This is a genomic window from Collinsella sp. AF38-3AC, from assembly GCF_003474365.1.
Lineage (GTDB): Bacteria > Actinomycetota > Coriobacteriia > Coriobacteriales > Coriobacteriaceae > Collinsella.
On the sequence record NZ_QROM01000003.1, the window covers coordinates 357 to 13,923 of the forward strand.

General features: G+C 60.7%; 11 protein-coding genes. 4 read left to right on the top strand and 7 right to left on the bottom strand.

The genetic code is table 11. The features are described from left to right. Positions 1-422: 422 nt before the first annotated feature. The 7 genes from DW029_RS11145 to DW029_RS02845 all read right to left on the bottom strand — a co-directional run bounded on the left by DW029_RS11145 (position 423) and on the right by DW029_RS02845 (position 6,332). Complete coding sequence (locus tag DW029_RS11145; RefSeq protein WP_147351863.1) at positions 423-920, bottom strand: hypothetical protein; 498 nt, start codon at positions 918-920, stop codon at positions 423-425. 76 nt (positions 921-996) lie between these two features. After that, positions 997-1,509 (bottom strand): hypothetical protein, encoded by a 513-nt coding sequence (locus DW029_RS02820; protein WP_118345219.1) that lies wholly within the window; start codon positions 1,507-1,509, stop codon positions 997-999. Between the two features lie 20 nt (positions 1,510-1,529). Next, entirely contained in the window at positions 1,530-2,081 is a 552-nt protein-coding gene (locus DW029_RS02825; protein WP_118345220.1) for a hypothetical protein, read from the bottom strand. A 9-nt stretch (positions 2,082-2,090) separates the two neighbouring features. Beyond that, the gene (locus DW029_RS02830; protein ID WP_117758847.1) at positions 2,091-2,300 is read right to left on the bottom strand and encodes a hypothetical protein; all 210 of its coding nucleotides are present in this window, start codon (positions 2,298-2,300) and stop codon (positions 2,091-2,093) included. Between the two features lie 106 nt (positions 2,301-2,406). Further along, positions 2,407-2,943, bottom strand: a complete 537-nt coding sequence (locus DW029_RS02835; protein ID WP_118345221.1) for a hypothetical protein — start codon at positions 2,941-2,943, stop codon at positions 2,407-2,409. A gap of 16 nt (positions 2,944-2,959) precedes the next feature. Continuing rightward, positions 2,960-4,225, bottom strand: a complete 1,266-nt coding sequence (locus tag DW029_RS02840; protein WP_118345222.1) for a hypothetical protein — start codon at positions 4,223-4,225, stop codon at positions 2,960-2,962. A 130-nt stretch (positions 4,226-4,355) separates the two neighbouring features. After that, the gene (locus tag DW029_RS02845; protein ID WP_147351864.1) at positions 4,356-6,332 is read right to left on the bottom strand and encodes a hypothetical protein; all 1,977 of its coding nucleotides are present in this window, start codon (positions 6,330-6,332) and stop codon (positions 4,356-4,358) included. 412 nt (positions 6,333-6,744) lie between these two features. Between DW029_RS02845 and DW029_RS02850 the strand changes: the two genes are divergently transcribed. Genes DW029_RS02850 through DW029_RS02865 form a run of 4 tightly spaced genes read left to right on the top strand, consistent with a single transcriptional unit; the run spans position 6,745 to position 13,527 of the window. Continuing rightward, positions 6,745-8,337: a DUF3375 family protein gene (locus DW029_RS02850; RefSeq protein ID WP_118345224.1), complete on the top strand. Its 1,593-nt coding sequence runs from the start codon at positions 6,745-6,747 to the stop codon at positions 8,335-8,337. Next, positions 8,318-8,938 carry a DUF4194 domain-containing protein gene (locus DW029_RS02855; RefSeq protein WP_118345315.1) on the top strand — a complete coding sequence of 207 codons (621 nt, stop codon included), beginning with the start codon at positions 8,318-8,320 and terminating at the stop codon, positions 8,936-8,938. Before DW029_RS02850 ends, DW029_RS02855 begins: the two co-directional genes overlap by 20 nt. Beyond that, positions 8,928-12,341, top strand: coding sequence for an ATP-binding protein (locus DW029_RS02860; protein WP_118345225.1), 3,414 nt, complete (start codon positions 8,928-8,930; stop codon positions 12,339-12,341). Before DW029_RS02855 ends, DW029_RS02860 begins: the two co-directional genes overlap by 11 nt. A 4-nt stretch (positions 12,342-12,345) precedes the next feature. Beyond that, positions 12,346-13,527 (top strand): DUF3322 and DUF2220 domain-containing protein, encoded by a 1,182-nt coding sequence (locus DW029_RS02865; protein ID WP_118345226.1) that lies wholly within the window; start codon positions 12,346-12,348, stop codon positions 13,525-13,527. Positions 13,528-13,567: the final 40 nt, after the last annotated feature.

The following is a 13,567-nucleotide window of genomic DNA, read 5'->3' on the forward strand; positions in this document are numbered from 1 at the left end:
CCCCCCCCCCGAGGCGAAAATGCCGCTGCATGCATATGCGGCTCCCTTCGCTCAGGGTTTGCAGATACGCTGCAATCGTAGGGGTGGCGCGGGTTTTTGGAGTGGTCTTGCCGCTGCGGCATCCATAGCAACTAGGCACTACACCCAGAACAGCAGACGGGACGCCTTCCTCGGCGTCCCGCAGTACAGCAACTTGTTATTATTCCCATCCTTCCAAGACACTTAGCTCCCAGCCTTCCCACCCAAGTTGTTCCCTCACCCCAAACCCGCATGAAAAAAGCCGTGCCAGATGAAAACCACCCGGCACGGCGCCCCAAACACGATGGAGGGCGAGACAGGAAAGCTCTAAAGCATAACCCTCCATCTGTTCGAGTATCTCAAACGGCAAGAAGTGGCAACCCCTCGTGCCGCAAAGGCACACCTCAACGCTCCAAGGCAACTTCCACCTCATCTGGCTCCGCCTGATTGCCATACACCTCAGCCAGCTCATCGAGCGAGACCGACGGCTCGTCCTGCTCGCGTACCGTGAGCCCTCGACGCTCATCCATATCCTGGTCGGCGTTCAGCCTGATACGCCTTGAAACCTCATCGGCGGTCACGCAATCGGGCAACTGATCGATGCAGATGGCCAGCGCGATGAGATAGTTCGTGTCGTGTACGTCCACGACCTCCTCAAACACGTTGTAGGGAATCATGGCCGCAGCACCCGATGCCCCTGCAAGACCCTCGGCAAGAGTCCCCGTATCGTGCGCATCATTGAGCGAGCCGCGTTCTTGAATGTCATCGCCGCATGCCCAGATGCCCGCCTCGTCGCACTCCAGACCGTCACCTGCAAATCCCAGCCGCGGGCAAGCGCGGAATCTTCGACGGCATGGCAGTCGACGAAGATAGGGGAGTGCTCCGGCTGCTTCACGACCCATGCGGCACTATGGTGTACGAGATCTTCTTTGGCCTTTTCCAGAAAATAGGGCTGATGGTGGGTTCCCATGGTGACTCCTAACGCTCGTCACTCGACAGTTCGCGGTCCTCTCGGCAGGCTTCAGGCTGGACAGATTCAATACTTGCCGGCGCCGCGCCCTCGCGCCCGAACTGCTCATACGCCTCGGGCGTGATATAAATCCCGAAGCGCTCGGCCAACTCGCCCTCGATACCTAAATCCGCATGTTCCACGCCCACCGCGCAAACGCCGTCCGGCAAGTTGAGCTCGCCGCGTCCGGCATGCTTGACATCGATATCGCACCACGCCCGCCCGCTGTGAAAGGTGGTGAGCTGGAGCGTGTACCCCGGATGGGACGAACGGGAGAGCATGTACGAAGCACCGCAGCCACTCGACCAGCAGTACGAATCCATGGCCCCGTTGACGAGTCTCGAGATCATGGCCGTCTCCTTGACCGTGTTGCGCACGATGACCTCATCCGCCGCCTCGAAATCCCCGGATTTGTACGCCGCGATAAGGAGTTCCCTGACGGGCTCGAATGTCATGAGGTGGATGTTACCGTGGTTATCCATGGGGTCGCTCCCAGGTCTCTCTAGATGCCTATATGCAGAAGTTCCATCGCTTGCTCGCGGTCGAAGGAGGCGGTGAGCTTGCCGAAGCGCTCGATATAGCCGATATGCTCTAAGCGCTTCACCAGGCGGCGGAAGGGCTCATATTGGACGCCCGCCTGGTTGGAAAGCTCCCGAATCGTGACGCGCTGCCCGACCGATTTCTCGAGCGCATCGATTGCCGCCATGTAGAACTCGCGCTCCGATGGGGTAAGCCTGAAGCGGCAAGGATCGTAGCGGTCCGAGATTTCATCGACAGCCGTGTCGGCACGGCGGTACACTTCGGTCGGGATATGCTGTCCCGAGGCCTTCTCGAGAAGGGCGAAGACCCGAAGCGATTGTCGCGCCGTGAGGGAGAGGGCAAACTCGCCGCCCGCCGCACTCACGGAGCACTTCTTAGCGACCAGCTTGGCGACCTCATCGGACGGCGTGGCATCGAGCGATGAATACCCGCCGTCCAGCAGGTAGAGCTTGGCGAGTATCTCGACGAGCTCGGCGCGGTTGAGTGTTATCTCGCAGGAGCCTTTGGCTATCATCGAAACCTCCTATGCGATAGCAACGTTGCCGGACGGATCGAACTCGATGAGCTTCTTGACCTTCAGGGAGGTGAGAATCGATTCGAACGTGGATTCGACCGGCGCGGTGTTGATGTTTTCCCGAAGCTCGGCGCGGCTGACGGTATGGTCCCTGTTCTCGTATAGGTAGAAGAGCACCTGCTGTTCGGTCCTCTCGAAGATGTTGTCCTGTTCGTTCATCTTGTCTCTTTTCTCAGACGACTCTATTTGCCGAACAGGATACGGGCATCCGCGCTAGCGCCGCTTATCTTGCCGCAGCGGCACGCCAGCCGAAACCGAAAGAACCCTAGCGCTCCGTCGGTCGGGCAATATCGCCGAGAGCACCGCCCGCGCAATACTCGTCCATACGCTCCGCGATATCGTCCAGCCCCTCTTCGAGCCTAAACCCCTCGGGGACATCGAGCGCACCGATGGAGCAGAGCTGGGCGATGGTCAAATCGAGATAGTCCCTACCGCCGTCCTTTGACATTTCACCCAAAAGGGAAGGGGAGTTCTCAAGGTCGGGGGTCTTGACGACCGCATCGATGTTCCAATCGTTCGCCTCGATGCCCTTGCCCTCGAGAATGTCAGCCACATCGGTGCGCGTCCATTTGACGGTGGCGTCCTCGATGATTTCCGGGTCTGCGATATCCCATGCGACCGACAGGTCGTCGACCCGCACGGCGTTCCCAGACCACTCGCCGGTCTTGCCGTCATACCCCTTCGCGACCATGAACGGCTCGCCCCCGCCGCAGAACAGAATCGCGGTCGAGCCGAACCTCACGAGTTCGACGTTTCCCTTCGGATCGGGCTTGATTCCAGTTTCCTGGATATCGATATCCATTTCTTCCCTCCAATAGTCAGGCTTTGTCCCTACCGCTACGGCCATACGCCTGCGCTGATTCGAGCTCGACGGCCTCCATAAGGTCGTCGAGTGATTCCATTCGCCCGTTGCCGGTGAAATCCCAACCGAAAATCGAGCAGATATCCCGCTCGACGCTTGCGATGTCGCCGCTCATCTCCGCCATGCGCACGACGAGGTTCTCCGCAGGGCTCCCGCGGCGCACGCGCAGGCGCGACATCTCCCGGGCGAGCTCTGCGTCTTCCATGGCGATGACCCTATCGCTCAGCGACTTGGCGATGAAGAGAACTCCATATTTCCTGCCGCCGTGCGCCATGCTCGGAGACTCATCGAGTATCAGCTTGCCGTCTTCCACGACCAGCTCGAAATCCCGACCGTCGTCATCGAGCCGATAGCGCCCGCAGGCGAGGTCGGACGCGAATTCGCCGACATTGCGGGGCTGCGCCCTGGTGAAGGACTCGGTGTCCGAGAACAGGTACTCGCAAAGGCCCGAGGCAGTGTCCTCGAGGATGACGATGCGCCCCGTCGTGTCGATGGTCTCGAGCATGGAGCATACGTTATCGGTCGCGCTGGAATCGTAGAACTCCGCCTCGGACTCGAGGTCCCTGCCAAAGGCATCGCGGATGACGCCCTGCGCGAACCCGATATCCGAGCGCAGCCTGTCGTAGGCGGCTTGGTCTTCACCCGCCGCCCGCCAAGCGCTGTCCAGAATCTCATCGATAAGGCCACTCGGAATCTCGACGTCTGAAAAGTGCGAAGGGTCGGCGATTCGCGAGATGGCCTCGCGTGCCCAGCTCGCGCCGATATCGTCGGCAAGTTCGCTAATCCGCACCGGTCCGCTCGCCAAGACGATATGCCTGTCCGGTCGAGACGGCACCGCAGGCTGGGCGGCTGTAATCGCGATGGCCGCGAGGTTGCCGAGGTTGATAAGTCTATGGCTACCCACCGCCTTTCCCAGAACCATCTCATAGCTTTCCACTGCGGGGACATCCCGCATCTCGCGAATCTTTTCCGCAATCGAGAAAAGCCCGCTCGGAATGGCGGAAATTCGCGCGGCTGCGGTGGCGCCGCCGTCATCGGACAGGACGAGCTGCCCGTTGGGCTCCGGGTACAGGCGTTCCGAAGCCCCCATGCAACCCGAAATAAAGGAACCGGCGGCAGACCCGTTCCGCTCCACCGTCCACGTATCGCCGCGGCGGCAGAGAAGCGCCGCGTCGAGCACCTTGAATCCTTCGAGAATGTCTATGGGGATTTCCCGCACCATCGCCGCTCCAGTCGCATTCGAGATTTACGCAATCGTACATCCTGACTTTACGAACCCGTACGGTATCCGGTCTCCGCGGGGACAGAAATAGACCCGGACGGGCCACGCCGGACGGCCTGCCCGTCAGCCTCTAGAACTCGACGTCCTCGTCATAGAGATCGGGTTCGGATCCCGCAATCACGTAGGGCTGTCCGTCTTGGCACGCGACCGCCTCATCGCTTTTCGCATCGCACAGGTCGTTCAGCGGCATGTCCTCGGCGCTGCCCGTGCGGTGATATTCCAGGGCAGCGGCCTTGCTGCCCTGACGGGTGGCCGCGCCGTCGCGATCCTCGAGCATCTGCTTGGCCGATGCGGCGGCGGGGGACATTTCCGCACCCGTGGCCTCGAGCTTTTCCTCATAGTTGCGGGCGTTGAGCAGACGCGCATCGTAGGCGTCCTCGATACCGGCGACCAGGGCCCCCGCACTGAATTCCTGCGGGCTACGGAAGTCATAATCGAAGTTGTCGCGGGAATCCTCGCCGTTGACGGGGTAGACGCGGACGGGCATGGCAGACCTGAAGCTCGCCGTGAAGGGCCTACCGGACTGCGCGTAGGGCAGCTGCCTGGCCGAGAGGAATTTGCTCACAATCATGCCGCCGAGGTCTTGCTGTCCGACCTTGGTATGGGGCGGGAGCTTGCAGAGCAGGAAGTTCTTATCGGGACCGTCCTCGGTGGGGACGGTCTTGACCTTCATGTCGCACGGTGCGAAGGTGAGCCCCGTGTATTCGTGGGTCGGGTTGCGCTGCGGTTCCGCCTTGGCCGCTTCCTTGCCCTCATAGGCCGCTGCGACCGCCGCCGCCAAATTTCTCGGCATGATTGCCGGATCGCCCTCGGCGGGGTAGTCGATGCGCTGGTTGTTCTCGTCGTACCTGAAGAAGTGCACGCCGCGGTCGGAGCGGAAACCGTACCTGACGGGCTCTCCCGCATCCTTGTCCTGCTTCATGAACTCGCGGGCGGGCATGGAGACCTTCATACCGGAAAGGTCCTTGCCGCCTACCACGGTACCCTTCGGCATCGTCATGTTGATACGCAGGCGCTCATTGCCGTTACGATCTGTGTACGGCTTCACGCGGACGTCCTTGTTCTCGAATCTGATATTGATGTACTCGGGCTTCTTCTGGGTGTCTCCGTTTTCCATATCCTTCTCCTTTTCCTTATTATTCTTCTTCTCTTTTTCCTTCTTATCCTTGCCCTCTTTGCCTGCCTCATCCTGTTCGATGGTTTTCAAAACCGGAGCTGCGGTCTCATCCACCTGATCGCGAACTTCATCCTTGCGCTTGGAGGCGGCATCGACTTCCGACTGCACCAGATCGCCGAGACTCATCGTCTTGCCCTCAGGTCTCCTGACGGTCTCGATATGGATGCCGCCGTAGCCGTCCTCGAGCGCTTGGTTGACCATGCCCTCGAGCTTCAACCGCATCTCGCTTCCCTCGGGAAGCGACTTGATGGCCTCCTGCACACTGATCGCCGCATTCTTGAAGCCCGCGATGGCCCTCTCGCAATCGGGGGCGGCATCGACCTTCTCGGCCCCCTTTACGGGATGCTTCTTTCGGTCGAGTGCGACCTCTCCGCGGACGATATCGATGATGTCGTGGTATCCGTAGTCCAGCTCTCTACTGATGCGCGGTCTCACCCCGCAATCTCTGAGGAAGGACCTGAACTTCGAGAGGGTGCACTCGGTAAGGCTGCCGCTGGGGACGAGTTCGTACTGGCAGGCATCTAGCTCAAGTGCCGTCTCGACCGAGGTGCGGTAGAAGGAGTCTTCGCGGTTCCCCTTGTAGCCCCAGAAGCTGTCGACCACGGGACCGCAGACGATCACGGCGTCCAGTTCGGGGTCGATGGAGCGCTGGTTGCGGTCGGCCTGCAAGGACGCAAGCTCGACACAGCTATCCAAGGATCCGTCCGTGAGCCGGATCGCCCGCTCGTCGCCGCGCAACGCCTTAAGCTCCATCTCTCGACGAACTGACGGCACGGCGGCGGCCCTGTAGCCCATCTCGGCAAGCGCGCCTGCGGTGAGCTTGCCGAGCGTGTTGGTATTCGGTCCGTGCAGGTTGATGACCAAGGCCATGATGGCTCCCATCAGTTTGAAAATCATTCACAAATCGAAGTATGGGAGACGTCGGAACGCCCAAACTTAAGCGGGACACAAGTAGCGTCGCAAACGTGTGTCCCGCGCCCTCGATGAGGCAACCAGAAGACCGCCCGCAAACTCCGCGATATTGACCATCAGTCGCGTGAAATCCATGCTAGATACAGGTTTTTGCTTGTGTTCGCATATGGAAAGAAATATAATATACTTGCATCGGGCGTTCCCCAAGCGCCCTGACGGACAGGAGATAATACATGCATAGAACCATTGCGGGTTCGGGCAGATTAGCGCCTGAACCGATCAAGGAACCCATCGAAGACCGCCGGCATCCGGGCGCGATCGGTTCCCTGCCGCCAAATCGCCGCCCCAACATGCGGGAGGCGAATCGCAGATGGCATCGACTGGCGTAATCGGCACATACCTCACGGCCGAGGAGCGGCTCTGCAATCCGATTCTGCGGATGCTGAGTCGCAAGCACGACGCCGCCTTCTGCATCGCCATCGTGAAGAGCGTGTTTCCCAGAACCGCAGACGCCCTGCCGACTGCGGAGTTCTCGGCACGTCTCGAGACGTGCCTGGCTATCCTTTCCCGTGATGGGTCCAGTGAGCTTCCGACATGGTGCTCAGATGAAGACGGAACCGTAGAGGACCTGTCGACGGTAGCCGGTCGGGTATTCAACGTCCTTGCCAAACCCCTCACGGCGGGCGGCTACGGCTGGCTTCGCCATGAGCGCACGGAGGACACGCTTGAGGAGACGGTGTTCATCTCCATGCCCGGGCTGTCCGCCCTTGACCTGTATGACAGGCTCGGCATGGAATCCTCGGCGTTCACCGGCGTGAAGGCCGAGGACTTCGCCTCCCAGCTGACCGACCTCACGACGATGCTCACCATGGACAGGCACGCGCGCATCAGGCAGCTGGAGCAGCGCATCGCGCCCTACCTCGAGCAGATTGAAATCCTGAAGGCGGGCGGTGACGTGGACCCAATCGAGACCGGGCAGGTCGAGGAGCGCCTACAGCACATGTACGACATCGTCACGCAGATGCCGACCGCGATCCGCCGCACCCGCGATGCGGAGAAGCGGGCCATAGACCGGCTCGCCGAGACATACCGCACGGGGGCCATGACCGCCGCCGCCTCGGTGACGAGGTATACGGATACCTTCATAGATCGATTCGAGACGAGCGACGACGGCAAATCCTACAAACAGGCGACCGACACGCTGTTCGGGCTGAGGGATGCCTCCAGGCTCAACACGCTCAGGCTGATGATTGCAAGCGCCCCGCAGCCGACCGATGCCGTCCAAGACCTTCTGGACGGCATCGAGTTGCGCTTGGGCGACATCTTCACGGAGCTGCGGGGTGTGCAGGAGGTGTTCGGCGAGGGCATGGCGGTATTCCACCGCGTGTCATCTCAGCGCGAGAACGCCCGTTGGCGAACGGAACTCGAGACGCTTGCACGCGCATCCGAATGCTTCAAGGCATGGACCGCCCGCACCAAGGGCCGCAACCCGAAGTTCCCGCTATCGCTGCCTTATGGCTGTCAGGGCAACATGTGCTTCTACCCCCACGAGGCGGACATGAATTTCGGGAAGGCACGGCCCTTGCCCCTCGCAGCCTCGCGAGTCGACGATGAGTTCGATATGGACAAGCAGATCGACAACGCGAGGAAGATCAGCTCGGGCAGCGCGAGAAGGATTCTCGCGAAACTCATAGCCTGCGCTGCACCCGATGGGGACGGCAACGTTGACCTCGCGGCGGGATTCAACGCGCTGGAGCGGCCCGACAGGCTCGTGCAGGACATGGCTGCTTTGTTCTGTAAGTTCGGAAACGGCACGCCTGTCGCCGAGAACCTATGGAAGACGGTCGATGCCGACGGAAACGAGATCGCCTTTATGACCGGCGAGCTTAAGGCTCCGCTGGATGAGATTGAAAGATACCTGAACGGAAAAGGGGAGAGTGAAGATGACCGAGACGGTGAATGACTTCGCATGCTTCGAGGGGGACACTTCCGACGTTCCGCTCGATATCAGAAGGCTTGCCGTGCGCTTAAAACGCGGGGCGACAATCGACTACGGCGATGATTGCCTGTTCGACACGCTTATCGACAACGCCGACGAGGTCAGGAAGAGCCTGAATGCGGATTTTCTAGACCTGTACATCGATGAGGAGAACCGCGTCGCATGGGCCGAGGGCGTCGATGGGGAGCGCTCGTTTCTCAAGAAGCCGGGCCTGCAGGCCAACAACGTCGGCTTCTTCCTAGCGGCGGCGACCGCGTTGCTGGAGCGCAGGCAGGACGGACACGAGAACCCAGCCGAGTGGGTGACGACCAAGACGTCCCTCAAGGAGAGATTCACCAAGGCGAACGCAAAGCTCGAGGGCGATGGCCGCGGCAGTGTGTCATCGGCATTCGATGCGGCATATCGCGCGGGACGCCAATGGCACTGGATAGACGACACCGGGTGCGGCGAGGACCGATGCAGGGTCACGCCGCATGTCGCGGCGCTTATCGAAAGAGGTTTCGCGGCCGAGCTTCTCGCCGGGATGAACGAGGATACGGAAGGGGAGCTTGCCGATGCTGAATAACTCCGGCAAATCGATCATCAACGACTATTGGCAAATCGAGACGCTCAAGATGGTAAATTGGGGCGTCTACGATGGGGGCGACCCGCCGCACGCAGTGGAGTTCTCAAAGGGCGAGGAGGGGTCGCTCACGATGGTCACGGGCAACTCGGGAACCGGAAAGTCCACGATCCTCGATGCCCTGATCACCCTCCTCTTCAAATCTGGGCGCCAGATGAACCAAGCCTCATCGCAGGGGCAGGAAAAGGACAAGCGAAGCATCTACAGCTACGTCCGCGGCTATATCAACGAGACGGAAGATCCCGATACGGGTCGCAATATCGTCAGCTATTTCCGAGGGACTGCCGACGATGGGACCAAGCTGCCCGTCTGGTCCGCCATCACCCTCACCCTATGCAACGCGAATGCGGGCCGTCTCACCCTCGCCGGCTTCTTCTACGTGCAGGCGGGCGAGACCAAGAACGCCGCCAAGGTCTGGGTCCTGTCCGATGGCGCGATAGACCCCAGAAGCGCCGAGCGCGTGGCAGACCACGCCTTCTCGCCGAAGCGCATCAGGGAGGTCTACACGGACGCGCTCGTGGTATCCGACAACAAGGAGGACATGCGCCGCAAGTACCACGATATCGTGGGTATCGACGAGCGCACGGAGAACCTTCTGTACAGGATCCTGACGGGCTCGGCGGAGTCGGACGTCACGAAGATTTTCCGCAACATCGTCCTCGACAGGCCGCGCACCATCGAGATGGCCGCATCCCTGGTCGCCCTGTACGACCAGAGCCGCGAGACGATTGACAGCTGGGAGGGCAAGGTGAAAAAGCAGCAGGCGTTCGACCGCCTGCGGAAGCTCAACGGCAAATACGACGAGGCCCGTCTGGCTGCGGTCCCTTATGGCACGATCGGCACCGAGAGCGAGAGCGCCGGCGAGCTGGACGGCATCCGCCGTTGGCACGCGAAGCGTTTTGTCGGCATGATGGACAGGAGGATTGAGGCCCTTAAGTCCGCCCACCTGAGAACCGAGTCCGATATCTCGCGGCTCGAAGGCGATTTCGAGCTATCGGGAAAGAAATACGAGCAGGCGCAGAAGGCATTCAATGCCGCCGGCGGCGCTACCCTCGATGAGCTGGACGCGGAAATCAATTCAGCTGCCACCGCCCTCTCCGCGAAGGAGGGCAACGTCAAGCGCCTCGGCGCCCTTTTCGCCGAGATCGAGGCCGAGGTGCCCGACAGTGAGGACGCTTGGAATCGTCGCCTCTCCGACCTCTGGGAAAACGATGCGTCCGCACCGATTGAACTTGCCCAACTCGAATCGAAAATCGATACGCTCCAGACCGAGTTACTGCCGGCAAGGTCATCCCTCGCCGACGCGAGAGACGACCTCCAGCGTGCGCAAAGGCTGCGCACGCGCGTCACGGCGAGGATGGAGGGGGCAAGGCAGGCCGTCTCCCAAGCTACGAGCATTGCCGCCGACAGACTTCGCTACGCCTGCGAGATGTTCGATATGCGCGATGGCTATGCCGACTGGCGCGGCGCGGCAAACCTCGCCCTGCTCGACCTCGCCGATTGCCTGATTGTCGATGAAGCCGACAGGCAGGCATTCCTGCGCGGGATCGAAGTCCTGCCCGCCGATTCCATCGGGCATCGCTGCCGCTACCGCTTCGTGGACCCGCAGGCCTATCGGTTGCTCGATAACGACGACCCGTCCCGGCTCTCGGGACGAATCAAACTCAAGCACGGCTCCTTCGCGGCCTTCCTCTCGAACGCAATCTCATCAGATGACCGCGATTGCCTGTGCGTCGACGACGCATTCGATGAGACCACGAGCTGCCGCCAGCTGAAGTCCGACGGCATGCTCCGCGATTCGCACGGGGGCGAACACGGCTACGAGTCAGCCCCTAGCATCATCGGATTTGTCGACGAGGCGGAACTGGAGCGCTTGAACGACTGCGTGGCCGAATTGGCCAAAAAGGCCTCAGGCCTCATGGACGCGCTGACGAAGGCTCATGCCGAGAAGAAGGTCATCGAGGCCAAGCGCCGTATCTACGCCCAGATTTCCGATATGCCGTTCTCGGATGTCGATATAGCCACGGCAAAGTTCCAGCTTGAGTCGCTCAAGGCGCAGAAGGAGAGCCTTGCCGCGAACAGGGAACTCGACCAGCTGCGAGAGGCACTGGATGCGGCCGACCGCGAGCGACTTGACGCACACGAGCGCCTGCGCACTGCCCAGACGCTGCTGTCGGATACGAAATCGAGCGTGAAGGCGTATTCGGCATGCCGCGACGCACTTGAGGTCAAGGTCGAGCGGCGCCGTGACCTGCTCGACCCGGCTGACGAGACCGTTGGGATCCTTGAGCAGGTCTACCGAACGAGAACCGACGAGGCCGGCCTGCCACAGCGCGAAGATGCCGAGGGACTCGAGGCGTACGCAGACGAATGCACGGAGGCGTTCATCGATGCCTTCCGCGACAAGGCGGGGGCGATTCAAGCGACCGCTGCGGCGGCATGCAGGGCAGTGGAGCGCGAGATGGTATCGTGCAAGGAGATTTTTGGCGCGGCCACCCCCGAGCTCAATCATGTCGGAACCGATATCCGCGACATCTCGGCGTACCTTTCGATTGACCTGTCGGGGTCGGAGCAGGCGCTGATCGATATGTTCGCGCAGAACCTGCCGAAGATCAATCTGGCGTTCAAGAACTTCAGCGAGTGTGAGCGCGAGTACGAGGATGACGTACTGGATGCCTTTGCGACCATCAACGGCATTTTGGCGCGTTACCCGTTCCGCGCAGACGGCGCCGCCCTTGAGATCAAGCCAACTTTCAAGAGGAACACGTCCTCCTATCGGGCGGTGCGCGAGATGGTCAAATCCGTGGTGGCGGACGAATACGACAACGCATCGAGTTACCGTTCGATGCCCTTGGAGGACCTGAAGCGCAAGCTCGATGAGATTGGGACGGTAGTCGACTTCCTGCGACCGGACAAGATGGGCAACCCCTCGAAAGTCGTGGACAGCCGCCAGCGCTTGAACGTCAAGGTCACGGTAGGCGAGGGGGACAACCTTGAGGTCATCAACGCCGCGGCGAGCATGAACGGCGGCTATCGCGAGAAGGTCAAAGCCTTCATCCTGTCCGTAGCCCTGTTCTACACGCTGAAGTCCTCGGCGGATTCCCGACCGCTCTTCGCCCCAATCCTGTTCGACGAGGCGTTCATCAAGTCCGATATGGACACGACCCAGACGGCCATCAAGGCCATGCTGGGGTTCGGGTTCCAGCTCTTCATCAGCTGCCCCGACGGCAAGCAGGCATCGATCCTTCCCATGACCGATACGGCATGGTTCGTCACGCGCAAGAACCTGATGCAGCCCGCGTGCCTGAACAAGGCCGTGCGCGTACACGAGATGATGGGGGAATAGGGACATGAGAACCGTAAGCGATATTCAGGGGCTGCTGGGAAGCAAGCTGCTCGGTGACGCCCGAACCGATTATTCGATTTGGAACGTATCGCCGGGCAAATCGGACCCGTATCCCCTGAAGATGCCCCTGGGCGCTCCGTCGGGCAAAAGGCTCTCCGAGACGGCCGACGGCTTTTCCTCATGGAAGCAGTCCATCATGGCCTTTGCACAGAGGATGGACTGCCCGCTCACATTCGAGAACCGAAGGGTACCCAAGACCGCTGCCGTGATTACCGTCCCGACATCGATTGAAATCCCAAACCCGGCCACGGCGGTCGCCATCGTCGGCATCAGGGCAAGCGCTGCGGTCGCAACGTGTGCAGAGCGTCAAGTACTGCTCAAAGGCTATTCATTTGAATCAGAGGCGGCCGCAACGTTCATTTGGAAGACCCGAAAGCGCTCGGATGTCGATTTCGAAATGCTTGTCACGGCCGCCGACTGGGTGAGGGGGCACGAGACGCAAGGCCGGACCCCTCGCGAACTGCCCATCCCCGATGTCCAAGGCAAATTACTGAACCCGAAAGGCGACCGAACGCTGGTCGCCTTGCTTGCTGGTAAGTCAGGTCTCGGGTTGCGGGACCGTCCCGAAAAGGTCGAGCTGAAATATCTCGACCCGGCCTCGCCGACGGGATTCGGCCTTTGCGTTCTCGGCACTCAGGATGATAGGGACTTGGCGAGACCGTCCTATCCGTGTCACCGTGCCATTATCCTCGAGAACAGGGATACGTTCAACTCGTTTCCCATGACAGGGGCTTGCAGCTCCGCGACCGTTGCCATCCTCGGCAATGGCAACCAGGGCCCGACCACGGTGAGCGAAATTCCGTGGCTGGCAGAGATCCCCGATGTCTACTACTGGGGCGATATGGATACCGATGGTCTGGAAATCCTCGCGCGGTACCGCCGCGCCGGCTTGAACTGCAAGAGCCTGCTCATGTCCTACGGCGACTTCATTAGATTAGAGAAATATGGAACCACTTGGACCAAAGACAATGCGATGATTCGGAGCCGTCCCGAGGATATTGAACTCGCCAAGTACCTGACATACGAAGAGCGGAGGCTCTATCAGGCTCTCTGCGCGGGCAATCTCCCGAAATCTCGTATCGAGCAGGAGAAGATTCCCTATACCGAGATCCTGTGCGGCGTGTAATCGCCCGCAGCAACACGAAGGGGCGTGCCCGCACAGGAGG